This window comes from Pantoea sp. R13S299 (genome assembly GCF_048515925.1).
Classification (GTDB): domain Bacteria; phylum Pseudomonadota; class Gammaproteobacteria; order Enterobacterales; family Enterobacteriaceae; genus Pantoea.
The window spans coordinates 365,165-392,138 of sequence record NZ_JBLYEF010000001.1; the positions used below are offsets into that span (position 1 = coordinate 365,165).

General features: G+C 56.3%; 18 protein-coding genes. 11 read left to right on the plus strand and 7 right to left on the minus strand.

All coding sequences use genetic code 11. From position 1 onward, the window contains the following. Window positions 1–42 precede the first annotated feature (42 nt). The 4 genes from ACN1CO_RS01865 (at window position 43) to ACN1CO_RS01880 (ending at window position 4,243) form a co-directional block, all read left to right on the plus strand. Window positions 43–435 (plus strand): YbhQ family protein, encoded by a 393-nt coding sequence (locus tag ACN1CO_RS01865; protein WP_090962822.1) that lies wholly within the window; start codon window positions 43–45, stop codon window positions 433–435. A gap of 217 nt (window positions 436–652) precedes the next feature. Further along, window positions 653–2,032, plus strand: coding sequence for an ATP-dependent RNA helicase RhlE (gene rhlE, locus ACN1CO_RS01870; protein WP_419137232.1), 1,380 nt, complete (start codon window positions 653–655; stop codon window positions 2,030–2,032). 2 nt (window positions 2,033–2,034) lie between these two features. Continuing rightward, entirely contained in the window at window positions 2,035–2,985 is a 951-nt protein-coding gene (dusC, locus tag ACN1CO_RS01875) for a tRNA dihydrouridine(16) synthase DusC (protein WP_419137234.1), read from the plus strand. Window positions 2,986–3,055: 70 nt separating this feature from the next. After that, entirely contained in the window at window positions 3,056–4,243 is a 1,188-nt protein-coding gene (locus tag ACN1CO_RS01880; RefSeq protein WP_419137236.1) for an MFS transporter, read from the plus strand. Window positions 4,244–4,264: 21 nt separating this feature from the next. On the opposite strand, the gene ACN1CO_RS01885 is transcribed toward ACN1CO_RS01880, so the two are convergent. Further along, complete coding sequence (locus ACN1CO_RS01885) at window positions 4,265–5,866, minus strand: inorganic phosphate transporter (protein ID WP_419137238.1); 1,602 nt, start codon at window positions 5,864–5,866, stop codon at window positions 4,265–4,267. A 257-nt stretch (window positions 5,867–6,123) separates the two neighbouring features. Between ACN1CO_RS01885 and ACN1CO_RS01890 the strand changes: the two genes are divergently transcribed. Together ACN1CO_RS01890 and ACN1CO_RS01895 are read left to right on the plus strand one after the other, a co-directional pair. Further along, window positions 6,124–7,998: a PAAR domain-containing protein gene (locus ACN1CO_RS01890; protein ID WP_419137240.1), complete on the plus strand. Its 1,875-nt coding sequence runs from the start codon at window positions 6,124–6,126 to the stop codon at window positions 7,996–7,998. Further along, window positions 7,989–8,645 carry a DUF2931 family protein gene (locus tag ACN1CO_RS01895; RefSeq protein WP_419137241.1) on the plus strand — a complete coding sequence of 219 codons (657 nt, stop codon included), beginning with the start codon at window positions 7,989–7,991 and terminating at the stop codon, window positions 8,643–8,645. The genes ACN1CO_RS01890 and ACN1CO_RS01895 overlap by 10 nt, the downstream gene beginning before the upstream one ends. A gap of 210 nt (window positions 8,646–8,855) precedes the next feature. Here ACN1CO_RS01895 and ACN1CO_RS01900 read toward each other — a convergent pair whose 3' ends face one another. The 3 genes from ACN1CO_RS01900 to ACN1CO_RS01910 all read right to left on the minus strand — a co-directional run bounded on the left by ACN1CO_RS01900 (window position 8,856) and on the right by ACN1CO_RS01910 (window position 12,782). Further along, window positions 8,856–9,968: a L,D-transpeptidase family protein gene (locus ACN1CO_RS01900; protein ID WP_419137243.1), complete on the minus strand. Its 1,113-nt coding sequence runs from the start codon at window positions 9,966–9,968 to the stop codon at window positions 8,856–8,858. Window positions 9,969–10,182: 214 nt separating this feature from the next. Next, on the minus strand, window positions 10,183–11,997 hold the full coding sequence (locus tag ACN1CO_RS01905) for a glycoside hydrolase family 15 protein (protein WP_419137245.1): 1,815 nt from the start codon (window positions 11,995–11,997) through the stop codon (window positions 10,183–10,185). A gap of 203 nt (window positions 11,998–12,200) precedes the next feature. Beyond that, window positions 12,201–12,782, minus strand: a complete 582-nt coding sequence (locus tag ACN1CO_RS01910; protein ID WP_419137247.1) for a DedA family protein — start codon at window positions 12,780–12,782, stop codon at window positions 12,201–12,203. 203 nt (window positions 12,783–12,985) lie between these two features. Between ACN1CO_RS01910 and ACN1CO_RS01915 the strand changes: the two genes are divergently transcribed. The 3 genes from ACN1CO_RS01915 to ACN1CO_RS01925 all read left to right on the plus strand — a co-directional run bounded on the left by ACN1CO_RS01915 (window position 12,986) and on the right by ACN1CO_RS01925 (window position 17,371). Next, window positions 12,986–13,573 (plus strand): Yip1 family protein, encoded by a 588-nt coding sequence (locus ACN1CO_RS01915; protein ID WP_033782385.1) that lies wholly within the window; start codon window positions 12,986–12,988, stop codon window positions 13,571–13,573. 179 nt (window positions 13,574–13,752) lie between these two features. Then, window positions 13,753–14,700, plus strand: coding sequence for a D-alanyl-D-alanine endopeptidase (gene pbpG / locus ACN1CO_RS01920; RefSeq protein ID WP_136198296.1), 948 nt, complete (start codon window positions 13,753–13,755; stop codon window positions 14,698–14,700). Between the two features lie 226 nt (window positions 14,701–14,926). Then, window positions 14,927–17,371, plus strand: a complete 2,445-nt coding sequence (locus ACN1CO_RS01925) for a DUF3772 domain-containing protein (RefSeq protein WP_419137250.1) — start codon at window positions 14,927–14,929, stop codon at window positions 17,369–17,371. A 92-nt stretch (window positions 17,372–17,463) separates the two neighbouring features. On the opposite strand, the gene ACN1CO_RS01930 is transcribed toward ACN1CO_RS01925, so the two are convergent. From ACN1CO_RS01930 to dld, 3 genes are all read right to left on the minus strand, one after another. Continuing rightward, entirely contained in the window at window positions 17,464–20,115 is a 2,652-nt protein-coding gene (locus tag ACN1CO_RS01930; RefSeq protein WP_419137252.1) for a beta-N-acetylhexosaminidase, read from the minus strand. 47 nt (window positions 20,116–20,162) lie between these two features. Further along, the gene (gene chiP, locus ACN1CO_RS01935) at window positions 20,163–21,560 is read right to left on the minus strand and encodes a chitoporin ChiP (protein WP_419137254.1); all 1,398 of its coding nucleotides are present in this window, start codon (window positions 21,558–21,560) and stop codon (window positions 20,163–20,165) included. A 279-nt stretch (window positions 21,561–21,839) separates the two neighbouring features. After that, on the minus strand, window positions 21,840–23,543 hold the full coding sequence (gene dld / locus ACN1CO_RS01940; RefSeq protein ID WP_419137256.1) for a D-lactate dehydrogenase: 1,704 nt from the start codon (window positions 23,541–23,543) through the stop codon (window positions 21,840–21,842). 155 nt (window positions 23,544–23,698) lie between these two features. On the opposite strand from dld, the gene bglX reads away from it, so the two are divergent. Then, complete coding sequence (gene bglX / locus ACN1CO_RS01945) at window positions 23,699–25,996, plus strand: beta-glucosidase BglX (protein ID WP_419137257.1); 2,298 nt, start codon at window positions 23,699–23,701, stop codon at window positions 25,994–25,996. A 96-nt stretch (window positions 25,997–26,092) separates the two neighbouring features. Beyond that, window positions 26,093–26,965: an oxygenase MpaB family protein gene (locus ACN1CO_RS01950; protein ID WP_419137259.1), complete on the plus strand. Its 873-nt coding sequence runs from the start codon at window positions 26,093–26,095 to the stop codon at window positions 26,963–26,965. The last annotated feature ends 9 nt before the right edge of the window (window positions 26,966–26,974 follow it).

Here is a 26,974-nt window from a genome sequence, read left to right on the forward strand (position 1 = left end):
GGTAGCACTTGGGCGACCTGTTGGGTCTGCCAGGAGAACTGAATGAAATGGTCTAATCGTATTCAAATCATCACGGGTCAGACGTTAATGCATATCGCTATGCATCTGCTGGTGATCGCTGCGCTGATCTGGGGCTGGAAGCACAAAGCTCTGGTTGATGTCTGCAGCACGCTGGTGGCGATGTATGCACTGGTTTTTGTTGCCATGCTGGTAACACAGCGCATTCCCCGTTTACGCACTCTCGGCGATTATCTTGAAGAAGCGACCACCACTTACTACTTTGGCGCCGCCATGATGACACTGTTCCTGGTGTCGCGGATTTACCACAACAACCTGCTGCTGGCGTGTCTCGGCGTGGTGATGTTGCTGGGTCCGGCGCTGGTCTCGCTGCTGGCGAAAGAGCCACCGCGGCGAATCGAAAACAAACGTAGTTAAGTTGAAGGCCACCGGAAGGTGGCCTTCCTGTTTTCAGGCGGTTAAGTTGTGTCACGAAATGTGAGCTATCTCGCACAGTTCCGTTAAAGCTGATACACTCGCCCGCTTACGCATCGTAGTTTGTGCCCTTTTCACGCGTCAGCCCCAACTGGCGTCACTATCCCTCTGAAAACTACACCGTGAATCACGGCCAGAGCGGACCGGAGTAAATCACGTAATGTCTTTTGACTCTCTCGGCCTGAGTGCCGATATTTTGCGCGCTGTTGCCGAACAAGGCTACAGCGAACCAACACCTATCCAGCGCCAGGCGATTCCTGTTGTGCTGGCTGGCCGCGATCTGCTGGCGAGTGCCCAGACCGGCACCGGCAAAACGGCCGGCTTTACTTTACCGCTGTTACAGAAACTCTCTGCGACTGCCACGCCAATCCGCGGTCGTCGCCCGGTGCGCGCCCTGATCCTGACCCCAACCCGTGAACTCGCGGCGCAGGTGAGTGAAAACGTCAGCGACTACAGCAAATATCTCTCGCTGCGCTCGATGGTGGTGTTTGGTGGTGTCAGCATCAATCCACAGATGGTCAAGCTGCGTGGCGGCGTTGATATCCTGGTCGCAACCCCAGGCCGCCTGCTGGATCTGGCGCAACAGAATGCCGTTGACCTGTCACAGGTCGAAATTCTGGTGCTGGATGAAGCTGACCGTATGCTGGATATGGGCTTTATCCACGACATCCGTCGCGTACTGGCGCGTCTGCCAGCTAAACGCCAGAACCTGCTGTTCTCTGCCACCTTCTCTGATGAGATCAAGGGCCTGGCTGAGAAACTGCTGACCAACCCGGAAATGATTGAAGTGGCTCGCCGCAACACCGCTTCCGAGCAGGTTGCGCAGCAGGTTCATCTCGTTGATAAGAAGCGTAAGCGGGAACTGCTGTCGCAGCTGATTGGCGAAGGGAACTGGCAGCAGGTGCTGGTCTTTACCCGTACCAAACACGGCGCTAACCACCTTGCCGAGCAGCTGGGCAAAGATGGCATCTCCGCTGCCGCGATCCACGGCAACAAGAGCCAGGGTGCACGTACCCGTGCGCTGGCCGACTTCAAGTCAGGCGGCATTCGCGTGCTGGTTGCGACCGATATCGCGGCCCGTGGCCTGGATATCGAAGAGCTGCCACACGTCGTGAACTACGAGCTGCCTAACGTCGCCGAAGATTACGTTCACCGTATTGGCCGTACCGGCCGTGCTGCTGCGACCGGTGTCGCACTGTCGCTGGTCTGCGTCGATGAGCATAAACTGCTGCGTGATATTGAGCGTCTGCTGAAGCGTGAAATCCCGCGTCTGGCGATTGAAGGCTATGAACCGGATCCGAGCATCAAGGCGGAGCCGATCATCAACGGTCGTCAGCAGCAGTCTCGCGGCGGTGCAGGTGGCGGCGGCGGCGGTCGTGGTCGCAGCCAGGGCGGTCAGGGTGCAGGCGCATCGCGCTCATCTTCATCCGGCGAAAAGCGTCCTCAGGCGCGTCGTCAGAGCCAGGCCGCACCTCAGGGCGATAAACCCGCAGCCCGTCCGCGTCGTCCGGCAGCAGCGAAGCGCACCGGAAACGTCTGAGTATGAGGGTTTTACTGGCTCCGATGGAGGGCGTGCTGGATTCACTGGTGCGTCAGCTGTTATCGGAAGTGAATGACTACGATCTCTGCATTACTGAGTTTTTGCGCGTAGTCGATCAACTCTTGCCGGTAAAATCCTTCTATCGTCTCTGCCCCGAACTGCATAACGCCAGCCGTACGCCTTCGGGCACGCGGGTGCGTATGCAGCTGCTGGGGCAGCATCCCGAATGGTTAGCCGAGAACGCCGCACGCGCGGTGGAACTGGGCTCATGGGGTGTTGATCTCAACTGTGGTTGTCCTTCTAAACTGGTTAACGGCAGCGGAGGCGGCGCAACCCTTCTTAAAGATCCCGATCTGATTTATCGCGGCGCGAAAGCGATGCGTGAAGCAGTGCCTGCGGATTTGCCGGTAACGGTAAAAGTGCGGCTCGGCTGGGATTCCAGCGCCCGCAGTCTGGAGATTGCCGATGCGGTTCAGCAGGCCGGAGCCAGCGAACTGACTGTGCATGGGCGAACTAAAGAAGAGGGTTATCGCGCAGAAGCAATCAACTGGCAGGCGATTGGCGAGATTCGTCAGCGGCTGCGTATTCCGGTGATTGCCAACGGTGAAATCTGGGACTGGCAAAGTGCGCAAAACTGTATGACGGTCACCGGTTGCGATGCGGTGATGATTGGCCGTGGTGCACTGAACATCCCTAACCTGAGCCGGGTCGTGAAATATAACGAGCCGCCGATGGCGTGGCCTGATGTGGTGCGGTTACTGCAGAAATACAGCCGGCTGGAAAAGCAGGGCGATACCGGCCTCTATCACGTGGCGCGTATCAAACAGTGGCTAGGTTATCTGCGCAAAGCCTACGGTGAAGCCGATGGCTTATTCAGTGAAATCCGTGCGTTAAAAAACTCAGGTGATATTGCACAGGCGATTGATCGTCACGCGATTGTTCATGGTTTGTGATAAAAAATCAGGCGACCCCTTAGCGACCTGACGGTATAGTGGGCAAAATTTCCCCTACCACTAGCCTGCTATGTCTGACACCGCTGTATTGAGCAACAGCCAGCTCAACAAACGAATCCTCTCGGTTATCATCTTTACCTTCTTCTGTTATCTCTCCGTCGGACTGCCGCTGGCCGTACTGCCGGGCTTCGTCAAAAATCATCTTGGCTTCAGCTCCTTTATTGCCGGACTGATTATCAGCATCCAGTATTTTGCGACGCTGCTCAGCCGTCCGCAGTCGGGCCGTCTGGCCGATCGCCTGGGGCCGAAACGGGTAGTGATGCTGGGACTGCTCTGCTGCGGCATGAGCGGGGTACTGACTATCGTGGCCGCAATGATGAGCAGCTGGCCGTGGCTGAGTCTGGCGCTGCTGGCTGTCGGACGGCTGTTTCTTGGGGTAGGTGAGAGCTTCAGCAGCACTGGCTCCACGCTGTGGGGCATGAATATCGTCGGGCCTTTGCAGACCGCGCGCGTCATCTCCTGGAACGGTGTCGCTACCTATCTGGCGATGGCCGTCGGTGCACCGCTGGGCGTGCTGCTCAACAGTGAATTTGGCATGAGCGGATTTGCCGGACTGATTGCGCTGATGGGCGTCGTCGGTTATCTGATGGCCAGCCGCAAACCGGCGGTGACGGTCAGCGTGGGCGAGCGCATTCCGTTTCACCGCGTCTTCTCCCGCGTCTGGCTTTATGGCCTGGCGCTGGGCTTCGGCACTATCGGCTTTGGCGTCATCGCGACCTTTATCACCCTCTACTTTGCCAGCCGTGACTGGCAGGGCGCGGCCTATGCGCTGACGCTGTTCAGCCTGGGTTTTGTGCTGGTGCGGCTGGGATTTGGTCGCTTTATTACCCGCTTTGGCGGATTGCGCGTCTCGCTCTTCTCTTTCCTGCTGGAGTGTCTGGGACTGCTGATTATCTGGCAGGCCGACAGCGCCTGGCTGGTGGGCGCGGGCGCGTTCCTGACCGGCAGCGGCTTTTCGCTGGTCTTTCCGGCGCTGGGTGTTGAGGCGGTAAAAAGGGTTGAGCGTCAGGATCAGGGCTCGGCGCTGGGCACCTATTCGGCCTTTCTCGATCTGGGGCTGGGCTTAACCGGTCCGGTGGCGGGACTGTTTATCGGACACTGGGGGATGCAGTCGGTCTATCTGGCTGCCGCGATGATGGTGCTGGGCGCACTGCTGATTACGCTGCGGCTCTACGGGCAAGAGCGGCTCACCGCCTGAGAGGCGGTGAGCCGACAGATATCAGAAATGGGTAAACAGCCAGTAGAGCAGGGCGGAGAGCAGAATCGAGACCGGCAGCGTTAATATCCAGGCGACCGCCAGATTACGGAGCGTTGAAAACTGCAGGCCAGATCGGTTAGCCGCCATGGTGCCCGCCACGCCGGACGACAGCACATGGGTGGTCGATACCGGCAGGCCAAAGCCATCGGCCGCGCCAATGGTCATCATCGCCACCAGTTCGGCGCTGGCACCCTGTGCATAGCTCAGATGCGTTTTCCCGATCCGTTCTCCCACTGTCACCACAATCCTGCGCCAGCCGACCATCGTGCCCAGCCCCAGCGCAATCGCCACCACCACTTTCACCCACATCGGAATAAAACGGGTGGCACTGTCGAGTTCTGTTTTTACCGCTTTCAGATTACGTTCGGTCTCCTGCGGCAGTGTGACCTTTGCATTCTGCAGATGCTTAATCGACTCCGAAGCCAGGTACATCTGGTTGCGGGTGTTGGTTACCGCCTGGGCAGGAATATTATCCATCGAGCCGTAACGGCGAATCTGATCGCCCACCTCGTTGAGCGTATTCGCCAGCGCCGGTAACACATCAGCATTCATTTTGTTGCTGCCAACAAAGCCGGTCAGCACATCGCGGGCCGCCGGAGGGTTCGCCGAAGCGGGTTGCAGTTGCAGCAGCTGATGCGCGGTCACTTCGGTCAGCGCGGCCACGCGTGGGATCTGATCGGCGGGCAGCGATCGGTTCAGGGCGTAGGCGATCGGCATGGTGCCGACCAGGATCAACATAATCAGCCCCATCCCTTTCTGTCCGTCGTTGGAGCCGTGCGCAAATGAAACGCCGGTACAGGTCAGGATCAGCAGGCCACGAATCCACACCGGTGGCGGCTGGTCACTCTTCGGGGCCTGATAAAGCTGGCGATTGCGGATAAAGATCTTCATCACCCACAGCAGCAGCCCGGCACAGACAAAACCCACTACCGGCGACAGCAGCAGGGCATAGCCCACCTTCAGCGCCTGATCCCAGTCTACGCCGCTCAGTCCGCTGCGCCCGTGCAGCATCGCATTAGCCACCCCGACGCCGATAATCGAACCGATCAGGGTATGCGACGACGATGAGGGCAAACCGAAATACCAGGTACCGAGATTCCAGATAATGGCAGAGAAGAGCAGCGCATAGACCATCGCGAAGCCGTTACCGCTGCTGGCCTGCAGGATCAGCTCGACCGGCAGCAGCGAGATAATGCCAAACGCCACTACGCCGCTGGAGAGCAGTACGCCCATAAAGTTACAGAACCCGGACCAGACCACTGCCACGCCAGGCGTCAGCGAATGGGTGTAGATCACGGTAGCGACAGCGTTAGCAGTATCGTGGAAACCATTGACGAACTCAAATCCGAGTGCGATCAGCAGCGCCAGTCCCAGCAGAAAGAACGGCAGATAGCTGGTGACCGGCGTGTTGGTCTGTTCAACGTCATTGACCAGGTTAAGTCCGGCGAAGGCCAGCCCGGCGACCAGCAGAATGAAAAACAGCGGCTTGCTGAAGCGACTGCCTTTGCCGTTGAAATCGGGGCGTCCCTGGGCTGATGAGGAGGAGAGACTGTTTTCGCTCATGGTGTACCTCACGTGGCGGTTGCCGGATGCTGATTTGCATCGGGTTAACGCAGTGTGATACGCGCTTTATATGACAGATTAATGATGGTCGGACTTGCGGGAAAGTTCTTTTACCTGATTGCATATTACAAGCTAACACCATTAACAGTGATGCCACATTCAGGCACTGTGACCGTAAACAGAAGTCTGGCATTTTGGTTAAGTCATGATTAAGGTATGATGCGCTTACTTAATAGCCATAAAGTTCATGAGGGATTATGACTGAAGGATTCTTTTTATATCACCTGGATAAAACCACCTGCGGCGGACGGATTCTTAGCGGCGCGTCTGATGAAACGTACACCATCGGCGGCATCGAGCGCCAGCAGGTCCGGGAGGGCGATCCGGTGACCTGCGGAAAACATGAAGGACGATTTCGCGTCTGTGGGGGGATGGGGGACACCTATGAGGTGAATGGTGTCCTGAAAGAGTGGGCGGGCTCTCTTCACAGTTACAGCTCCTGCCCCTGTCGTGCCCGTTTTACTCCGTCCGTCAGCACGCACACTTACGAGATCGACTGCAACGTCGGGCGTGCAGCCGAACGGGCTGAGGCTGCTGAGAGAAAAGCACAGCAGTCAGCGCCAGAACAGCGTGCACAGGCAGTGAAGAAGAAACAGGAAATCACGCTCACCATCGGTGTGTTCTTCGATGGAACGGGCAACAATGCGAATAACACAACTGACCGTCAGGCTGTCTGTACCGGCGCACATTTTGGAATGAACGATGCGGAGACAGAGTCCGTATTGCAGCAGTGCATACGACTGAATCGCAGAGTAAGTGGCACCGCTGCCGGAAGCTATCTTGGCTATTACACTAATGTGCATTGGCTCAACACGCTATATGACAAGAATATGGCTCCTCAAACGGGTTCTGGTCAGAATGCGATTTATATTAATGGTATCGGGACAGAAGATGGGGTTGCTGACAGCGCATATGGAATGGGTACAGGCCTGGGAAATACTGGGGTAATCAGCAAAACCGATAAGGCAGTCTCAGAATTAGCTACCGCTATAAAAGGATATCTGGATAAATACCCTGATGCCCGCACCTGTGTCATTAAAGAGCTACAGTTTGATATTTTTGGCTTCAGCCGTGGCGCTGCGGCGGCGCGGCATTTTGCCAACCGGGTATTCAGCCAGGACAGGACCATTATCTCGGCAATTAAGATCGGGCTGGGTGATGTCGAGTTCTCCGGTACGCCCGGCGGTAAAACCCGATTTCTGGGAATTTTCGATACGGTGGCAGCCATCGGAACGCCGGTTAATGGCCTGAACCCGCATAGTGCTTATACGGGTGAGGTGAATCTGGTGCTACGTCCGGGCGTGGCGGAAAAGGTATTTCATATCACCGCGCAGCACGAATGCCGCTTTAACTTTGCGCTGAACAGCGTCAAACCGGCATGGCCGGAGCTGGCCCTTCCCGGTGCACACTCCGACATTGGCGGAGGTTACAATCCGGAGGAACGCGAAGCCTGTTTCCTTACCCGGCCGGAGTTTGAAACCGTACCACTCTCAACTCCCGATACAGAAACGCGGATTTATCAGCAGACCTGTGCGCAGCTTAAAACGATGGACGGCTATCCGGCGATAGCGCCGCTGCTGAATGCGGTGGAGGTCAATGCCGATGTCTGGCATGACGACAGAATGCCAGCCGATCGCTACGGCACACTACAAAAGCGCAGCGGTGCGGCGCTGGTTATTGACAGACTAACCCGCAATGACTGGTCGAAAGTGGCGCTACGGGTGATGCTTGATGCGGCGCAGGATGCCGGTGTGGTGTTTGAGCCCATCTTGCCGAAAGATGATCATCTTTCGCTAAGAGCTGAGCTCAATAGTTTGTATGAAAAGGCAATTGTCATGGGGCGTGCGGTTCGGAATGGTCAATCCCTACAGGGGTTTACTACATCGGAAATTCTGATGCTGGCCGAGAAGTATATCCACTGCTCGGCTAACTGGAACAGCGTACTTAGAGACAGTGAGGGAAGGGTCAGCGGTGCGGTCAGACCGGCGAAGCTAATGACCTTCACCAATCGGCCAGACGAGCGCTGGCAGCGTACGGTTTACGATATGGACGGGAATAGAATATGGAAATAAAGCGTGTGGCAGGATTTATTACACTCCTGATACTGACTGGCTGTCACGGTGCAGGCCAGACGGTTCCGGCAGTGGTCAAAACTGATGCTCCCTCAGAATGGAAATTCAATTTCTTCACGCCAAAAGCGTTACCTGCTCTGGTGACATTTGCCGTCATTCAGGGTGCTGATGGTACGATTTATCGCTTTAATACACTGAACAGTACTTCTGCACTGCCTGAGGTTATCGGTAAGTGGAATGATAAAGATCGTGCCTCTGGTGGCTACTGGAATCATGTTGATCGCCCCCCTAAACATTTTATTTTTTGCTGGGACTCAGTAATTGATAAGAAAGTGTATGAGACCCATCTGACTGTCCCTGATGCCATCGTAAAAAAGATGAACAGTGCCAGTGGGAAAACGGATCCCTATAATAATACCTATGACACCATCCAGATTGGCCTGGCTCCGGAAGGAAAGGTAGCGGTATGGCTAAAAGGTATCGGGTTTGAGCCTAATTATCGCATTACACCGTCCGTCCTGAAAACTTTCTCCGGAGATAAGCTGGATATCTGTAAAGGGATTACACGTTTTTCACACGGCTATGAATACGGCAAAGATACTGAGATTTTTATCAAAGGAAAAAAATACCCTTACGGTCAATGGTAACACTCCTGATATTTTTAATGCGGATTGAAGATATATTCACTTCGGGTAACTGGAGCAGCGTATACAAAGACAATCAGGGAATGGTCCGTAGTGCATTCAGACCGGCGAAGTTGATGATCTCCTCTAATTGGCCAGATAAGCGCTAGTACACCTTAATCCAGGCAATAAAAAAGCCAGCGACAGGCGCTGGCTTTTCAGAGCTGACGGCAGTTACGAGCTGGTATTCGCCGCTGCTGCAGGGGCTGCTGGCGTGACCGGTGCGGCTGGCTCAGTAGCCGGCTGCTGTGGCTGCGTAGCATCACTGCTTGCACCCTGTGGGGTGACCGGCGTCATTGGCTCTTCCTGAGGAGCAGCCTGTGAGTTTTCCGGCACTGGTACTGGCGCAGTCTGGATGTTGTTCTCCACACCGTTCACTTTCACTGGCATACCGGTACGGCTCTGAATCGCGGCGTTAACCTGATCCTGATTCACGCTGGCATCAACCACAATTTTGCTCACGGCCTGAGTCAGTGTAATCGGCACCAGCTCACGTGAGTTGAACTGCTCTTCGGTGGTCGACAGTGGGTTATGCACTTCGACATAACGTGAACCGTCTGGTTCTACGGTCGCTTTCACCGGCTGATCAACGAACTGGACGCGCGTGCCAACCGGCACGTTCTGATACAGCCATTTGATATCTTCAGCACGCAGACGCACACAACCGTGGCTCACGCGCAGGCCGATACCGAAGTTGGCGTTGGTGCCGTGAATCGCATAGAGACGACCGATGTAGAGCGCGTAAAGGCCCATCGGGTTATCCGGACCTGCCGGGAACACCGCTGGCAGCGTTTCGCCGCGTGCCGCATAATCCGCATGCATGCCTTTGGTTGGCGTCCAGGTCGGGCCATCTTTTTTACGTTCTACCGCGGTGGTCCAGCTGATCGGGGTATCTTTACCCAGTTCACCGATACCAATTGGCAGAACCACGACGGTTTTGCTGCCTTTCGGGTAGTAGTAAAGACGCATCTCCGCGCTGTTAATCACAATGCCTTCACGCGGTGCGTCAGGCAGGATCAGCTGCTGTGGGATGATCATTTTGCTGCCAGCCTTAGGCAGATAAACGTCAACGCCCGGATTGGCTTCGAGCATATTGCTGAGGCCCATCTGGTACTGCGCCGCAAAAGCTTCCAGCGGCAGTTTGCTGTCTTCAGGAACAGTAATTTCGATATTTTCCCCGATCAGACGGCTGTTAGCCGGCGGTAACGGGTAAACCACAGCAAAGGCTGACTGGCTGAAGGCCGCCAGAGCCAGTGCGATTGAAGCGAAAGCGCGAATGATTTTCATATTTTACAATTCTTTATCGCCATATTTCAGGCTGTTCAGTGTGTCGAATTCATGCTGGCCAATGTGACCTGCTGCGCATTATATGTTCATTAAACTGACGTTGTGAATCGGGATTTTAACCTGCCTGCAATACTTTACGTAAATTCACCGCGGATGTTAGCGCATTTCCGGAAAGCAGGAGCGTAAAAATGGGGATTTCCGGGGTTGCCACTGACTAAGGCTGCCACTGCGTCTGTTCGCCACTGAGTTTACGATTCAGGAAAAAGGCGGCACTGATCAGCGCGAGATGCGTCAGGGCCTGCGGCGTATTGCCCAGCGCATGGCCGTGGCTGTCGAACTCCTCGGCATAGAGACCCAGCGGATTGGCGTAGCTCAGCAGCTTCTCAAATTCAAAATGCGCTTCCTCAATCCGGCCTGCGCGCGCCAGACATTCGACATACCAGAAGGAACAGGCGCCAAAGGAGCCTTCCGAGCCCTTCAGGCCATCGGCGGGTGTCTCATGCGTATTATAGCGCCGCACCATACCGTCGCTGACGAGGTTGGTTTTGATCGCATCCAGTGTGGCAATCCAGTCCGGATCGGTCGCGCCGACGAAGCGCACCAGCGGCATCAGCAGCATGGAGGCGTCGAGATGTTTGCCATGCCGGGTTGCAGAGAAGTGGCCGAGTTCGCTGTTCCAGAAGTTAGCCCAGATATCTTCGCGGATCTCCCGGCGCGCCCGATCCCAGCGCTCGTAAGGCATCGGCAGAGATCGCTTCATGCCGAGACGCAGCGCGCGATCCATTGCTACCCAGCACATCAGTCGCGAATGCAGGAAGTGCTCCGGTTCGCCACGCATTTCCCAGATACCGGCATCGGGCTGATCCCAGTTCTCACTCAGCCAGTCGATCATTTTGACCACATGTTCCCAGCCGCGTTGGGAGATCGCCTCGCCATATTTATTGGCCAGATAGATCGCATCCATCAGCTCGCCATAGATATCGAGCTGGGTCTGCTGCCAGGCACCATTGCCGATACGCACCGGGCGGGAGTCGGCGTAGCCGGAGAGATTGAGCAGCTCCATCTCATGCAGCTCAGTGCCGCTGTCGAGCCGGTACATCACCTGCAGGCGCATCTCTTCGTGATGGCTGTTTTCAACGCAGCGACCCACCCAGTGGGTGAAGTGTTTGGCTTCATCGACATAGCCCAGACGCATCAGGGCATACATGCTGAACGAGGCGTCGCGGATCCAGGAGGCGCGATAGTCCCAGTTGCGCTCGCCGCCCAGCTCTTCAGGCAGGCCAAAGGTGGCCGCCGCTGCAATGGAGCCGTGCTGATGCGAGGTCAGCAGTTTCAGCACCAGTGCCGAACGCTGCACCATCTCGCGCCAGCGTCCCTGATAGGTGCTGTGGGCGCTCCAGCGTCGCCAGTAGTTCACCGTCTCTTCAAAGCAGTGTTCGGTGGCCAGCGCTTCAATATGCGCATCATCCACGCTGCCAAATTCAAACTGCGCATGTTCGCCGGGTTGTAACGTGAAGTGGGCAGTCGCGCTCTCATCCTCCAGGGTCATGACCACGGAAGCGGCGAGGCGCAGCGATGGCTGGCCCTCGGCATGAAAATCGATACAGCCTTTATGCACTTCAGCACGGGTCTGTGCGCGGGCATAGTCATGGCGGGGCGAGCAGCGCAGCTGGAAGGTTGCAGTGCCACGCACCATTTTGACCCGGCGGATCAGGCGCGGCAGTTTGTTTGTGTCATCACAAATCGGCATATAGTCGGTGATTTCCGCCACGCCTTCATCATCCAGCCAGCGGGTCTGGAGGATATTGGTATCGGGCAGGTAGAGCTGCTGACGTCGCGCATTGGGCCAGTCAGGAGCCAGGGAGAAAAGGCCGGCTTCATCGCTGTCGAGCAGGGCGGCAAAGACCGACGGGCTGTCGAGTTCGGGCCAGCAGAGATAATCAATGGTGCCGTCATTAGCGATCAGCGCACAGGTACGCAAATCGCCGATGACCCCGTGGTCGTCAATCTTACGTTTTACCTTACTCATCCTCATCTCCCTGTCAGTGTCCTTGCTAACTATAGCTGAGCTATCTGATGCGGCTTCGTTTGGGCACAGATGGTTAACGCACGGTTTAATGAGGAAGGAAAGAGGGGATGGGGCGGGTGAGACTCACGGAATTGTCAGCAGCGTCGCCAGGCTCTGTTCAGAGTCTGGCGACCTGTGTATCAACGGTCGAACAGGCTGTTCATTTATTGCTGATCGGCACGACGGTTGTGCCAGCGGCGGATCACCCAGCGCAGCACAAAGGCGAAGACCACCGCGCCGACCAGCCACAGCAGATGCTTCAGATGCTGGTCGAGTTTGTGCAGCCAAGGCGCGATGATGCCGCCCGCGAAATAGCCCAGCGTCACAAAGATCACCGACCAGATGGCCGCGCCGATGACGTTAAGGATAAAAAACTTCATCGGGTTAAGGCGGCTGGAACCAATGATGATCGGACCAATCAGTCGAAAGCCATACATAAAGCGCACGCCAATCACAAACAGGCTGGGACGGCGTTTAATCAGGCGGTTCGCCTTGACCACTTTATCCTGATGCTTTTTAAAGCGGCGCAGGATCCGCGTGCCCCAGCGGCGGCCGACCCAGTAGAGCAGTTGATCGCCGACAATGCCGCCGCACATCGCAGCCAGCACCACTCCCACGTAATGCAGCAGCCCCTCATGTGCGGCGACGCCGCCCAGTAACGTAAATGTCTCCCCCTCGGCAATACAGCCAATAAAAAGTGCCAGATAACCGTACTGCGTAATTAATGCGTTGACATCCAGATGCAAAATGACTCTCCCTGTTCGGTGATTGTTCCTTCCAGTCTATACGCGAATTGGCTTCGCTTCCGCCCGCGCATCACGTCTGTTTATTTATGCTGTTTTTTTGTCCGGTCACCACGAAATTTTTACTGCCGCTTATACTTGAAGAGACGCTGCCCCCAAAGACGCATGCAGCACCGGGCGGCCCATCGCATCAGAGGAGTGACTGTATGAACCATGTCTGGGGACTTCTGGCGCATCCGAATCAGGAAATGCGTCATATCAAGCAAGAGAATGAGAGCGTCTCGCACCATTACACCCACCATGTTCTGCTGATGGCGGCGATCCCGGTGATCTGCGCCTTTATCGGTACAACTCAGCTGGGCTGGAATCTGGGCGAGGGGCAGTATGTGCAACTTAACCTGGCGACCGGGATCGGGCTGGGGATTCTGTTCTATCTGATTATTCTGGGTGGCGTCGCCGTGATGGGACGCGTGATTCACTGGATGGCACGTGACTATCCGCAGCGCCCCGGCGTACAACGCTGTACGGTGTTTGCGGGCTATGTGGCTACGCCACTGTTTCTCAGCGGGCTGGTGGCGCTCTATCCGCTGGTCTGGCTCTGCGTGCTGGCAGGCGCGCTGGCGCTGCTCTACACCGGCTATCTGCTCTATATTGGCATTCCACTGTTTCTGAATATCGACCGCGAAGAGAGCCTGCGTTTTTCCGGTTCTACGCTTGCTATCGGCGTACTGGTTTTTGAAGTGTTACTGGCACTGACCGTGGTGCTGTGGGGATACGGACCACATCTGTTTTGATCGACCACTGCCGCCGCTCTGGCGGCAGTTCTCTTTTTACGCCCGGAAACAATCTCACCAGGAAATCTCTTAACCTTACGGGTATGATACCGCTGCCAGCCCGCGCTCCGACGTCACTGAAGCGGGCGGCCTGTGTCGGTCTGACACAGTACACCTTCATAACCGGGTTTTTTTCTACGATGCCTGCAAAAATTCGTTCCACCCTGCTTTCGCTGGCGCTGCTCGTTTCAGGGCAGATTGTTTCACTTCCGGCGCAGGCGACTACAACGCTGTCGCAACTTGCGCCTATTGCTCAGCCGCAGATCGCCTCTGGCAGTGCGATGATTGTCGATCTCACGACCAATAAAGTGCTCTTCTCCAGCCACCCGGATCGGGTCAGGCCCATTGCGTCGATCACTAAGCTGATGACCGCAATGGTGGTGCTGGATGCGCATCAGCCGATGAACGAGATGATAACCGTCGATGTCAGCCAGACGCCGGAAATGCGTGGCGTCTTCTCGCGCGTGAAGCTCAACAGCCAGATCAGCCGTCGTAATATGATGCTGCTGGCGCTGATGTCCTCAGAAAACCGTGCCGCCGCCAGCCTGGCTCACGCCTATCCGGGCGGTTACAACGCCTTTATCCGGGCGATGAACGCCAAAGCGCGCTCACTGGGCATGAAACAGACCCGCTATGTCGAGCCAACCGGCCTGTCGACACAAAACGTCTCCAGCGCGCAGGACCTGATTAAGTTGCTCAAAGCGACGCGGGAATATCCGATGCTTGGCGCGCTCAGCACCACAAAAGAAGAGACGGCAGTTTTTGCCCATCCGAGCTATGCGCTGCCGTTCCGCAACACCAACCATCTGGTCTATAAAAATGACTGGCACATTCAGCTGACCAAAACCGGTTACACCGATGAGGCAGGCCACTGCCTGGTGATGCGCACCATGATTAACAATCGTCCGGTGGCGCTGGTGGTGCTGGATGCGTTTGGTAAATATACTCACTTCGCCGACGCCAACCGTCTGCGCAGCTGGATTGAGACCGGCAAAGCGGCTCCGGTGCCTGCCGCCGCGCTGGCTTATAAAAAGCAGAAGTCGGGTCAGGTCGCCAGCAATGGTGCCGGCAGTGCCGACGTTGAGTAGAAAATAGCCGGTGTCGCGCACTGTGCGCACTGGCATTATCTGCAGGCTGAGCAGGTAGCCGGGAGTAAAGGGTCAGAGGCTTAAAACATTTTTTTCGCCTCTGACCCTCCGGAATCAGCCCGAAAAATGCCCGTTATTCCTATATTGCCCTCCCTTGCAAAGCCCTACACTACGCGCGACTGGCGAGGGAAGATCGCCTGATTTAAGCTGCCGGAATCTTACTCATATGTTTATACGATCCTTTTTTGCATTGTTAATGCTGGCGCTGGTGGGGTTTGCCCCGGCGCTGACGCTGGCCGCAGATGATACGGCCACGCCTGCTCAGGGACAGGATGCACCGCCGAAGCTGAATGCGGCGGTGGAACTGCCGAAGATGCAGAAGATCCTCGATAAAATCAAAAGTCAGGTCTCCGTCGATGCTGGCGAAAACAAGCTGACGCAACTGAATGAAATGGCGCTGGAGCTATCAGGCAATGCCGATACGCTGGGTCAGGCGCTGGTGCCCGATCGTCAGCAGGTCGATGCACAGCTGGGCGTACTTGGCCCGGCCCCTAAAGCCGATAGCGGGGTGAAAGAAACCCCGGAAGTGACGCGCAAGCGTAACGCGCTGGAGAGCCAGAAAGGCAAACTCGACGACCAGATTAAACAGGCCGAAGGGATTAAGAATGGCGCGCTGATGCTCTCCTCGCAGATTGTTAACCTGCGTCGTGATCAGCTGAAAAGCCAGCTGGCGCTGAACTCCGGCAGCATCCTTGGTTCGCGCTTCTGGTCACCGCTGCTGAGCACCCAGGATCTGGATGGTGAGAAGATTGGTGAGTTCCTGCAGGAGTTGCAGGACACCGCAGCGCTCTCATGGGAGCCAGGCTGGCGCGTGGGCAGTGTCTTCTGGCTGCTGGCGGCGCTGCTGGTGATGACGGTCGGTCGTCGCTACAGTGAAGAGTTTCTGGCCTGGGTCAGCATTAATAAACTGCCGGAAGGGAAGCTGCGCCGCAGTTTCCTGGCGGCCGCGATAGCGCTGACCACGCTGGCGGCTGTCGTCCTCACCTTTAACTTTATCTCGCTGGCCTTTACCCGCCGTGATGAGGTCTCTGAAAACGTTCAGGACTTTGTTGATCGCCTGGTGCAGCTCAGCGTGTTCTGTGGCCTGATTGCCGGACTGGGACGTGCGTTCCTCTCGACCCGCAGGCCAAGCTGGCGCTTACCGAGCATCTCCAATGAAGTGGCGATGGCATTAAAGCCGTTTCCGCCGATTACTGCGGTGCTGGTGTTTATCTTCCAGACGGTCGAGGCGTTCAACTACAGCGTCGGCACCAGCCTGAATACCACCATTTTTGCCAACGGACTGACAGCTCTGCTGATTGGCTGTACTGCGCTGGCCATCAGCATGCGCACCAACCGCGTGCGTCGTCGCATGACCCAGGCGGGTACGCCGCCGGAGGCCCGCTCGACGCTGGTCGGGCTGATCCAGATGGGCCTGACGCTGACCGCGATTGCCATCCTGGTGTCGTTGCTGATTGGCTACGTTACGCTGGCGCGCTTCCTGAGTTATGAGGTGATCTGGTGCGGCCTGCTGTTCGGTTCGTTCTACTTCCTCAGTCATCTGCTCAAAGATGGTTGTGAGAGTCTCTTCTCAACCAGTAACGCCACCGGTCGCCGCATTCAGAGTTCGCTTAACATCAATGAGCGTCACCTGCAGCAAACCGCCACGCTGCTGACGGCCATCGGTAAGACTTTCCTGGTGCTGGTTGTGGCACTGGCGCTGCTCAACGGCACCTTTGCTTCCTCAACGCCGATTGAGTTGCTGCAAAAAGTCATTGAGTTCTGGGGTGGTAAAGGCCTTGAGTCCCTGAACATCGTTCCGGCGCATATGGTGAATGCGATCATCTGCCTGATTGTCGGTATCTATGTGCTGCGCTCGGTGCGTCGCTGGCTTGATACCGATTTCCTGCCAAAAACCACCATGGATGTGGGGATGCGGGTGTCGCTGGTAACGCTGTTCAGCAACATCGGTTATGTGCTGATTATCCTGCTGACCCTGTCGATCATGGGTCTGCAGTGGAACAAGCTGGCCTGGATCGTCAGTGCGTTGTCAGTTGGTATCGGTTTTGGTTTACAGGAGATAGTGAAGAACTTTATCTCCGGTCTGATTCTGTTGACCGAGCGGCCAGTGAAAGTCGGCGATCTGGTGAGCATCAGCGGCATCGAAGGGGATATCCGCCGCATTAACGTGCGCGCCACGGAGATCCAGCTGGGAGACAAATCCACGGTGATTGTGCCGAACTCACAGTTTATCTCGCAGAACGTACGCAACGCGACCATGGGCAATGCGCAAGGTGTGGTCACCATTACGCTGACCTTCCCGCTGGATATCGATCCGGTGAAAGTGCGCGATATTCTGCTGGAGGTCTACAACGAGAACGAACGCATTCTGGAAACGCCGGAGCCGTCTGTTTCGTTTAAAGATCTGACTCAGCAGGGCATTATTCTGAGCGTCACCGGTAACGTGGCGGGTCAGCGGCAGATTGCCGGGGCGAAAAGCGACCTGCTGTTCGATATTCTGACGCGTCTGCGTAAAGAGGGCATCCTGCTCTCAACACCGCAAACCATGATTATCGAGCGCCGTCAGCAGATGGCGGGTGTGGAGACGGTACCGGAAGAGAAGCTGGTTTAAGAGAACCGGTTTCAGATGTGAAAGGGCCGACTTCTGTCGGCCCTTTTTTACTTTTAAGGCGCTGGTTTCTTAGCCCATATCACTTCCGCCTTCTACAACGTTTCCACACGGCTGGTGCGCTGGCCGTCGCGGCTGACGGAGCGAATTGCCACGGCACCGCTGACCTGCGGCGGTCTGTTGGCATCGTAGTGCTGCCAGTTCGCGCCTTTGTCCAGGCTGTACTCCAGCGTTACTCCCGGCAAAGCCACGTTCATCGACAGGATGCCATCAACGATTTTTGCACCCGGCACCGGCAGGCGATAATCGATACCCGCTTTATCCAGTTTCGGCAGTTCCCGTTGGCCCAGTAGGTTGGCAAATCGCTGCCAGTCATGCAGACGTGCCTGCTGATCAACCAGATGCGTCTTGCCGCCTGCATATTCCTGACCCGGCTGATAATCACGCTCCCAGCTGGCGCGGTGCCAGCTTCGTTCGGCGACAGCAAACAGGCGCGGATAGATCATGTGCTCCATCTGGGCGTCAGTTCGCACGGTTTCGCTCCACAGCTGGGCCGAAATCCCATAAGCACCGCTCCACGGCTTCTCAGATTTGGCGCTGAAAAAGCTGCCGTCGCGATCCACCGAGGTCTCGGCATTCTGCGGCAGGTTGTCCGGTGCGAAGCCAAAGATTTTTCGCTCGTCGTTGAAACGCGTGCCCCAGTAATAGCCGCGTTCCAGCGGGTTAACTTCATACGGGAAGTCCAGATAGAGGTAATCCGGGCTGGAGATCACCACGTCGTAACCTTTCTGTGACCAGTCACTGGCACTGTCAAAACCGCCCCAGTAGAGGGTGTCCCAGAAGTTGACCCCAACACGCGGGGTGGCGAAGGCTCCGGCGTTTGTGGCATCTTTCAGGCCATCCTGCCACGCCTGCATTTTGCCAATGCCGTGCCGGTTAACGATCTCACTGACGGACAGGGCGAAATAGCTTGGCAGGTGCGCCAGATCTTCTACTTTGCCGCTCTTCACCAGCGCCTGGCAGACCTGCGATTTTGCCCACGGCAGATCTTCTTTACTCCAGTCGCGCAGACCGGTGCCCGGTTTAGGACTGTTTTTGTCAGAGTAGCCTGCGCCCAGCCGGATATTCTTCGCTTCGTCACCGCCAAAATGCCAGATGCCGAGCGGCTGTCCCGCTTCCTTATGCATCGCCTGAATCTCACCGATCACTTTGTCGACAAAACGCTGTGAACCCTCAATGCAGGGATTGAGATAGCTGGTGCGGTCATAGAGTTGTACGGAGGTGGTATTGGAATCATCGGTAGGATCAATCAGGCGATACGAGCTGGCCTGTTCAGACTCTCCCTCTTTCATCAGCCGCTGGTAGCGCGCTTCCATGGAGATGACCGCCGCGCGGGCATGGGCCGGCATATCGATTTCCGGAATCACCTGAATGTGGCGCGCCTGCGCATACTTCACAATCTCGATGTAGTCGGCACGACTGAAATAGCCGCTGCCGTTGTTATCGCTGAACGGACCGGAACCGAGTTGCGGGAGCAGACAGCGCTGTTCGGTCAGGTCATGACAGCGTCTGGCCCCAACGTCAGTCAGTTCCGGTAAGCCGGGGATCTCAATCCGCCAGCCTTCATCGTCACTGAGGTGAAAGTGGAAGCGGTTCATCTTCCTGGCTGCCATCTGATCAAGCAGCCGCATCACCGCCTGTTTACTGTGAAAGTTACGGGCAACGTCAAGAAACGCGCCGCGATAGGCAAAGCGCGGCGCATCATGGGCTTCCAGCGCGGCAATACGCGGTGCGCCTTCTCCGGGTACCAGCGAGAGAATCGACATCAGGCCGTAGAAAGCCCCGGCGGCATCGTAGCCCACCACGATGGCACGGCGGGGAGTGATATCCAGATCGTAAGCGCCCGATTTAGCCGTTTTGCCGCTGAAGTGCCCCGGTTTGATCTGCGTAGTGATGGCAAATCCATCAGACGATTCTTTCAGGCCCAGCTGGGTGAGATGCTGTTTCACCGCCTCACCGGTTTCACGGCTCAGTCCGGTCAGCGTCAGCCTGACGCCCCGGCTGAGATCGGCATCCTGCGGGCGCAGTTTTACCTCAAGTGGCGTGGGGGTAATCTGACCCCGCAGCGCTGAGGCGGGCAGGGGAACGACATCGCTGTTTTTCTCAAACCGGCTGATGGGCTGCATCAGGACATTGTGGTCATCGGCACTGCGACGCCAGTGATCACCCAGCGGCAATACAAACTGAGTGAGATCTTCGTGGTCGGTGCTGGCAATAATTTTGGGCGTTGCCTGCCCGGCCGTGACATACCAGCGCGGCATCACATCGGTAATAAACAGCTGCCAGTATTCGTTAACGATAGGAATCTGCACCGATTCACCTGCGCCAATGCCGGTGAACTTCTCTGTCGGCTCCAGCCGGGTTAAGTCGCCAACCAGATGCGTCATTTTAAACTGATCGTTATCGACCCGCAGCGTCTGGTGGACGTTGCTCATGTAGATTGCCCAGTGCTTGTCGGTCAGGGCAGGGCCGTTGTTGGTCAGGGTGATGGTGGCGCGATTACAGGCGGCATAATCGGCACCCAGCGCGGCGCAGTCAGTGCCATTCAGGGCGGCCTGATTATCATTCACCTGATAAGTGACGCCGAACTGGCTGATTTGATTCACCACCTGCTGCTCTGACAAGCTGGCGTGGCCTGTGGCTGCAACGCCCAGCAGAGTGAGCGCGATAAGGCTTAACTTAAACATATTGATTCATCCTTGCTGCTGAAAAATATCCGGGTGTCCGCAGGGCGTCAGAACAGCGTAAACGGCACGATAACCATAAATTTGATGTCCTTCTCGTCCTGGAAAATGTTGCCGTAACCGCCGCTGTAGCTGGGCAGGTCGCTGTGATTGTCGTAGCGGGTGTAGTGCAGTTTGAACAGGGTATCTTTGGCGCGGCCCTGCTGGATTTGATAGATCAGATCAAGGTTCCAGGCGGACTCTTTCAGCCGCTGACTCTGGTCAACCGTAGGCAGGCTGGCGGGTCTGGCATCCCAGCCCCAGACGTACGATGCGCCCACTTTCCATCCCGCCAGTTGCCACGGCGTTAAGTCGAGCATCGCACCGGCAAAGACCGCTTTTTCGCCATTAGCATTCCAGTCGGAACGGGCATCCCACCAGATATCCAATCGTCCATTGGAGCTGGCGTACCCCGGCGTCATGCGCTGCAGGAAGAAGCCCTGATTACCTTCTGCTTTGACCCAGCTGCCTTCAAGGCGCAGATCTACCGGGCCGACGTTATAGCCGACCGTGATCGCCTGTAACCAGGCCAGGCCATCGTAGACATCACGGGGGTTAGCAGCACCGCCTGAGACCTTGTCGTGCGCGCCGTAAAACTGATAGCTGGTGGAGAGTGCATTGCCGTAAGGCGTGGCCGACCAGGAGGCTTTGGCAAAATACTGATCCATATAATCCGCCGCCTGGCCAAAAGCGCCTTCCAGCACCAGTTTATTTTTGAAGTCATATTTCATGCCGAATGAGTGCAGGTAGCTGATATGCGTTTTGCCATCAGCCTGTCGGAAATCATATAAATCACGATACCAGGGCGCTTTATATTTATCGCTCCACATCCAGGAGAGTGATAATGCTCCGGCCTCCTGAAAATCATACAGCGCACCGACTTCAGCTCCGCGATAGGTGCCGGGTAAAAAACTCCAGTGCGGCGCCATGATTGTCTGGCCGGTGGGCTGAATATATCCGGCGCGTAACCAGTAATCGTTATATTTTAATTTCAGCGCGGCTTTATAAACCGACGCACCACCGCTGTCGCCATTCCACTTTTCATCCCAGCGGGTGCGCGCCTTACTGAAGCCAATTTCATTAGGGGCGGCGGGGCCGCTGTTGGCGAGTTCGGCGGCGCCAAAAATGGCGAGGTCCAGACCAATCCACTCCCCGGCATAGCCTGACTGAAAGTCGAGATTACTGTTGAGCGAGGCGTGATGTAAATTATCCCGATATTGCCCCTGATATTGACTGGCGGGATCGGTGTCTCTGCGATCGCGCTGACGCTGCCAGTAAAATACATTGCCTTTTAGCGATGAGTCATCAATAAATCCGCTGGCATAAACCGGCGATGAATTAATGGCTGCTAACGCAATGGTTAAAGTGGCTGATTCTATTAACGCTAACGCGTAATTAATTTTTCGCATCACTCATCCTCCCTGAATGAAATCCAATTTAATAAAAATATTATTTTTGTGGCGACAATCTATTTTTCGCGACGCGAATTATCAATTAGCAGGATGATGATTTGTGAGATGTTGCGCAGAACCCAATGAGAGAAAATAAAGAAGGTGCAATCTGGGAAGAGGAATTAATTTTTTGATGAAGTTGTTAGCAATAAAAATAGGTCGCAATGGAGAGTGAGCGGCTCAACCAGAGGTGTGACGATCAGCCTGCTCAGACAGGCAGGCTGATCGGTAACGCAGTTAAATCTGTTTCACCGCCCAGCCTTTTTGCTTGCTGGTTTTGCCAATGCCGGGATTAAAGCTGTTAGTGGGATCGAGCCGGCGATAGAAGGCCGCCAGCTGCGGTTTCGCCTGATAGAGATGGCCCACATTATGCTCAGCGGGATATTCCGCGCCGCGCGCCTGCAGAATCTCCAGCATCAGTGCTTTCAGTGCATGCACATCGACCCCTTTTCTGACGATGTAATCCTGATGGAAGACATGACAGAAGAAGTGACCATAGTAGAGGCGATGGCTTAATGAGGCGCGAATCTCGTCGGGAAGCGTTTCGAACCAGTCCGCATCGTTGCGACGCAGGGCGATATCCAGCGCCAGAATATCCTCGACCTCATCCGCATGCACCGCGTGATAGCGCACGGCCGCACCTGCCGCCGCGAAGCGATGCAGAAAAGCGTGCGCGCCTTCTTTGCCTTCACACTCAAAGAACTCGCCACCGCCTTCGCGGAAATAATCGCGCAGGTAGTTACGCGCTTCTGCCACGCCATCGCCTGACATCTTCAGCATCAGATGATGTTCATATTTGTCGCGATACTGCTTCATGCGTTTGGGCAGATGCGCCGGGAAGAGTTTACTCAGGCGCTGCAACAGACGATCGCTGAAGTGCGGTTTAACGAACGAGAGCTTGCTCAGCCAGGCATCGACCCGCCCCTTCAGCGTGAAAAACAGCGGCATCTTGTCGGTGCCCAGCTTGTCGATCATCAGAAAGGTATCTTTGCCGTAGACTTCCGCAATGTCATAAATGTCGCGGTGCATATATTCGCCCGCCACCGGCAGATGGGTGAAATGCGCCAGCATGTGACGGCGGATATCGTTGAGTACACCGGGTTCGTTGGTGCCGATGTAAAACACCTGCTGCTGCGGTTCGCTGGGGAAAGTATCAAGTCGCACCGCGAAGACCGCCAGTTTCCCGGCACAGCCGGACGCTTCAAACAGGCGACGCGCATCGGCGTTATAACGGGCAGGCGTATCGGCATCGACTTCACGGACCCGGTCGGCATATTCATGATCGGAGGCATGACGGCCATCGTGCTGCACATCTTTGGGCTGCCAGCGATCGTCATCCAGTCGCCCCAGAATCTCTTCCGGCGAGGTGCCGAGATCGATACCCAGATGGTTCACCAGCTTCAGTCTTCCCTGCGCATCAATCTGGGCAAACAGGGCCATTTCGCTGTAGGCCGGACCACGCTTGATCAGCGATCCGCCGGAATTATTACAGATGCCACCCAGTACCGAGGCACCAATACAGGAGGAGCCAATCACCGAGTGAGGCTCGCGTCCCAGTGGCTTCAGCGCCTTTTCCAGCTGATAGAGTGTGCTGCCGGGGAACGCCAGCACCTGCTGACCTTCGTCGATCAGCTGAAGCTTATCGAGTCGCAGGGTACTGACAATCACCAGCGGACGATCGTAATCGTCGCCATGCGGCGTTGAACCTTCGGTCAGGCCGGTATTCGCCGCCTGCATCAGGATGATGACATCCGCATTCACCAGCGTTTGCAGTACCCGCCACAGCTCCAGCAGTGTGCCGGGAAACGCCACCGCCAACGCGTCACCTTCGCCGGAGCGAAAGCCTTTACGATAGCGTGCGGTCTGTTCAGGTTCTGTGAGCAAATGAGAGGTGCCGACCAGGCGGCGCAGGTCAGAAAGCAGGGCAGAGGTTTGTATCATGAGCAATTCCCTTGTCTTATCAGTGCGTCCTAACTGTAGCACGTCAACTGACCTCAACGCAGTGTGAGCCTGGCCGCTACCTGCTATTCTCATCTTGTGGCACACTGCCGCCTGTTAATTCGATATTGCGCAGTTACTTAAGAGAACCCAACCTGATGAAATGGATTTACTCTGTTAGTCTCGCTGTCTCCCTCGCGATGCAACCTGCATTGGCTGAGACATTGCAAGGTAACCACCCGATGACCGAACAGGCGCGGGATGCCTTCGTTAACCAACTGCTTAAAAAAATGACGCTGGACGAGAAAATCGGCCAGCTGCGTTTAATCAGCGTCGGACCTGATAATCCGAAAGAAGTGATTCGCGACATGATTCAGAAGAGTCAGGTTGGCGCGATCTTTAATACCGTGACCCGTCAGGATATCCGTGCGATGCAGGACCAGGCGATGCAGCTCAGCCGCCTGAAGATCCCGCTGTTTTTCGCCTACGACGTGATTCATGGTCAGCGCACCATTTTCCCTATTCCCTTAGCCCTGGCATCAAGCTGGGATCTGGATGCGGTGAAAGAGGTGGGGCGCGTCTCTGCCTATGAAGCGGCCGACGATGGTCTGAATATGACCTGGGCACCGATGGTGGATGTCAGCCGTGAACCGCGCTGGGGCCGTGGCTCCGAAGGTTTCGGTGAGGATACGTATCTCACCAGCGAAATGGGTCGCAGCATGGTGCAGTCGATGCAGGGCAAAAGCGCCGCCGATCGCTACAGCGTAATGACCAGCGTGAAGCACTTCGCACTCTATGGCGCAGTGGAAGGTGGACGCGATTACAACACCGTGGACATGAGTCCACAGCGCATGTTCCAGGATTATCTGCCGCCTTATAAAGCCTCACTGGATGCGGGCAGCGGCGGCGTGATGGTCGCGCTGAACTCAATTAATGGCGTGCCCGCCACGGCGGACAGCTGGCTGCTGAAAGATCTGCTGCGCGACAAGTGGAAATTCAAAGGCATCACCATCAGCGATCACGGCGCGATTAAAGAGCTGATCAAACATGGCGTTGCCAGCGATCCGCAGGAAGCGGTGCGCATTGCCCTGAAGTCGGGCGTCGATATGAGCATGAGCGACGAATATTACAGCAAGTATCTGCCGGCGCTGGTGAAAAGCGGCGACGTCACCATGGCTGAGATTGATGATGCAGCGCGCCATGTGCTTAACGTCAAATATGACATGGGCCTGTTTAACGATCCTTACAGCCATTTAGGGCCGAAAGAGAGCGACCCGCAGGACACCAATGCGGAAAGCCGTCTGCACAGAGCTGAAGCGCGCGACGTCGCGCGTAAGAGTATTGTGCTGCTGAAAAATCGCCTGGAAACGCTGCCGCTGAAAAAATCGGGCACCATTGCCCTGATTGGTCCGCTGGCAGACAGTCAGCGTGACATTATGGGCAGCTGGTCTGCGGCGGGCGTGGCGAAGCAATCCGTTTCGCTGCTGCAGGGCATGCGCAATGCTACCGAAGGCAAAGCGACGCTGCTCTATGAGAAGGGCGCCAACGTCACTGACAACAAAGGGATTCAGGACTTCCTGAACCTCTATGAGCAGGCGGTTTCTGTTGATACGCGTTCACCGCAGCAGTTGATTGATGATGCGGTCGCCAAAGCGAAGCAGGCCGATGTGGTCGTTGCCGCCGTGGGCGAAGCGCAGGGTATGGCGCATGAAGCCTCCAGCCGCAGCGATCTGGTGATCCCGCCGAGCCAGCAGAAGCTGTTAGCGGCACTGAAAGCCACCGGTAAGCCGCTGGTGATCGTGCTGATGAACGGACGCCCGCTGTCAGTGGTGAATGAAGATCGGATGGCCGATGCGATGCTGGAGACCTGGTTCAGCGGCACCGAAGGCGGTAATGCCATCGCCGATGTGCTGTTCGGCGACTACAACCCGTCGGGCAAACTGCCGGTTTCCTTCCCGCGTTCAGTGGGTCAGATTCCGATCTACTACAACCATCTGCCAACCGGTCGTCCTTACAACTTTGCTAAGCCGAACAAGTACACCTCGCACTACTATGATGCGGCTAACGGCCCGCTCTATCCGTTTGGTTACGGCCTGAGCTACACCAGCTTCACCGTGTCGCCGGTCAAAATGTCGTCTCCGACTATGCCGCGCGACGGCAGTGTCGAAGCCAGCGTAACGGTGACCAACAGCGGTAAGCTTGACGGTGCGACGGTGGTGCAGATGTATCTGAACGATCCGGTTGCTTCCATCAGCCGTCCGGTGAAGGAGCTGCGTGGCTTTAAGCGCATCATGCTGAAAGCGGGCGAGTCGCAGACCGTGACCTTTAAGATCGATGTCGATGCGCTGAAGTTCTGGAACCAGCAGATGCAGCACGTTGCCGAGCCCGGCAAATTCAACGTGATGATTGGACTCGATTCCGTCCGTACTGAGAATGCGCAGTTCAACTATCAATAACCGTCAGCCTTTCCCCTGAATGCAGGGGAAGGTGATGCGGCGCGTCGTTAGCGTCCTGCTACCGCGCGCCGCATCATATCCACTATCAGAGCCGCCATGATTAATCTGCGTGACCGCATTCAGCAGCAGGTCTTCCGCCTTAATGGCCTGTCGATGAATGAATTTGACCTTTCTCAACCGCCTGGCGATCCCGGCCTGTTTGGCCCGGACAGCGTGATCTGGCGCGTCCACGGTGACTTCACCTCCATGATGTGCGGCGGGATCAGTGCGCTCCTGTTGCAGATGCTGCATCCGGCGGCGCTGGCGGGTGTCTGGGATCACTCCAATTTCCGCGAAGATATGATGGGCCGCCTGCGCCGTACCAGTCAGTTTATCGCCGTGACCACCTACGGTAATTCGCAGGATGCACAGACGCTGATCGAGCGGGTGAAACGCATCCACCTGAAAGTCAGCGGCGTCGACAGCGAAGGCAAACCCTATGCCGCCAGCGATCCGCATCTGCTGACCTGGGTGCATGTGGCGGAGACCAGCCGTTTTCTGGCCGCGCATCTGCGCTACAAAAATCCGCAACTCACCCGCGCCGAACAGGATCAGTACTATCAGGAAGCGGCGCAGATTGCCGAAGCGCTGGGCGCAGAGAAGGTGCCGAAAAGCGTCGTCGATGTGGCGGACTACCTGCAACAGATGCGTCCGGAGCTGCGTTTTGATCAACGTACCGCCGAAGTGACGCGATTGCTGATGAATGCCCCTGCACCGAGCTGGCAGGCGAAACCGGTGATGAAAATCATGCTGAAGTCGGGATTCGGGCTAATGCCCGCGTGGGCGCAGGCGATGTCCGGCCGTGAGACTGGCCGCTTTGAACAGGCGATCATTGACCAGAAGATTAATGCGATTGCGGTGGGGTTGAGGTGGTCGATTCAGCGCGGTGCATGGTATCGGGCAATGGTGAGGATGGGGAGGCTGGGGTGAGATGTTCAC

What these genes read in the sequence shown, in the direction of transcription:
- ACN1CO_RS01865 (WP_090962822.1), top strand. Translation starts at nt 43, where the DNA reads ATGAAATGGTCTAATCGTATTCAAATCATCACGGGTCAGACGTTAATG.
- rhlE (WP_419137232.1), top strand. Translation starts at nt 653, where the DNA reads ATGTCTTTTGACTCTCTCGGCCTGAGTGCCGATATTTTGCGCGCTGTT.
- dusC (WP_419137234.1), top strand. Translation starts at nt 2,035, where the DNA reads ATGAGGGTTTTACTGGCTCCGATGGAGGGCGTGCTGGATTCACTGGTG.
- ACN1CO_RS01880 (WP_419137236.1), top strand. Translation starts at nt 3,056, where the DNA reads ATGTCTGACACCGCTGTATTGAGCAACAGCCAGCTCAACAAACGAATC.
- ACN1CO_RS01885 (WP_419137238.1), bottom strand. Translation starts at nt 5,866, where the DNA reads ATGAGCGAAAACAGTCTCTCCTCCTCATCAGCCCAGGGACGCCCCGAT.
- ACN1CO_RS01890 (WP_419137240.1), top strand. Translation starts at nt 6,124, where the DNA reads ATGACTGAAGGATTCTTTTTATATCACCTGGATAAAACCACCTGCGGC.
- ACN1CO_RS01895 (WP_419137241.1), top strand. Translation starts at nt 7,989, where the DNA reads ATGGAAATAAAGCGTGTGGCAGGATTTATTACACTCCTGATACTGACT.
- ACN1CO_RS01900 (WP_419137243.1), bottom strand. Translation starts at nt 9,968, where the DNA reads ATGAAAATCATTCGCGCTTTCGCTTCAATCGCACTGGCTCTGGCGGCC.
- ACN1CO_RS01905 (WP_419137245.1), bottom strand. Translation starts at nt 11,997, where the DNA reads ATGAGTAAGGTAAAACGTAAGATTGACGACCACGGGGTCATCGGCGAT.
- ACN1CO_RS01915 (WP_033782385.1), top strand. Translation starts at nt 12,986, where the DNA reads ATGAACCATGTCTGGGGACTTCTGGCGCATCCGAATCAGGAAATGCGT.
- pbpG (WP_136198296.1), top strand. Translation starts at nt 13,753, where the DNA reads ATGCCTGCAAAAATTCGTTCCACCCTGCTTTCGCTGGCGCTGCTCGTT.
- ACN1CO_RS01925 (WP_419137250.1), top strand. Translation starts at nt 14,927, where the DNA reads ATGTTTATACGATCCTTTTTTGCATTGTTAATGCTGGCGCTGGTGGGG.
- ACN1CO_RS01930 (WP_419137252.1), bottom strand. Translation starts at nt 20,115, where the DNA reads ATGTTTAAGTTAAGCCTTATCGCGCTCACTCTGCTGGGCGTTGCAGCC.
- chiP (WP_419137254.1), bottom strand. Translation starts at nt 21,560, where the DNA reads ATGCGAAAAATTAATTACGCGTTAGCGTTAATAGAATCAGCCACTTTA.
- dld (WP_419137256.1), bottom strand. Translation starts at nt 23,543, where the DNA reads ATGATACAAACCTCTGCCCTGCTTTCTGACCTGCGCCGCCTGGTCGGC.
- bglX (WP_419137257.1), top strand. Translation starts at nt 23,699, where the DNA reads ATGAAATGGATTTACTCTGTTAGTCTCGCTGTCTCCCTCGCGATGCAA.
- ACN1CO_RS01950 (WP_419137259.1), top strand. Translation starts at nt 26,093, where the DNA reads ATGATTAATCTGCGTGACCGCATTCAGCAGCAGGTCTTCCGCCTTAAT.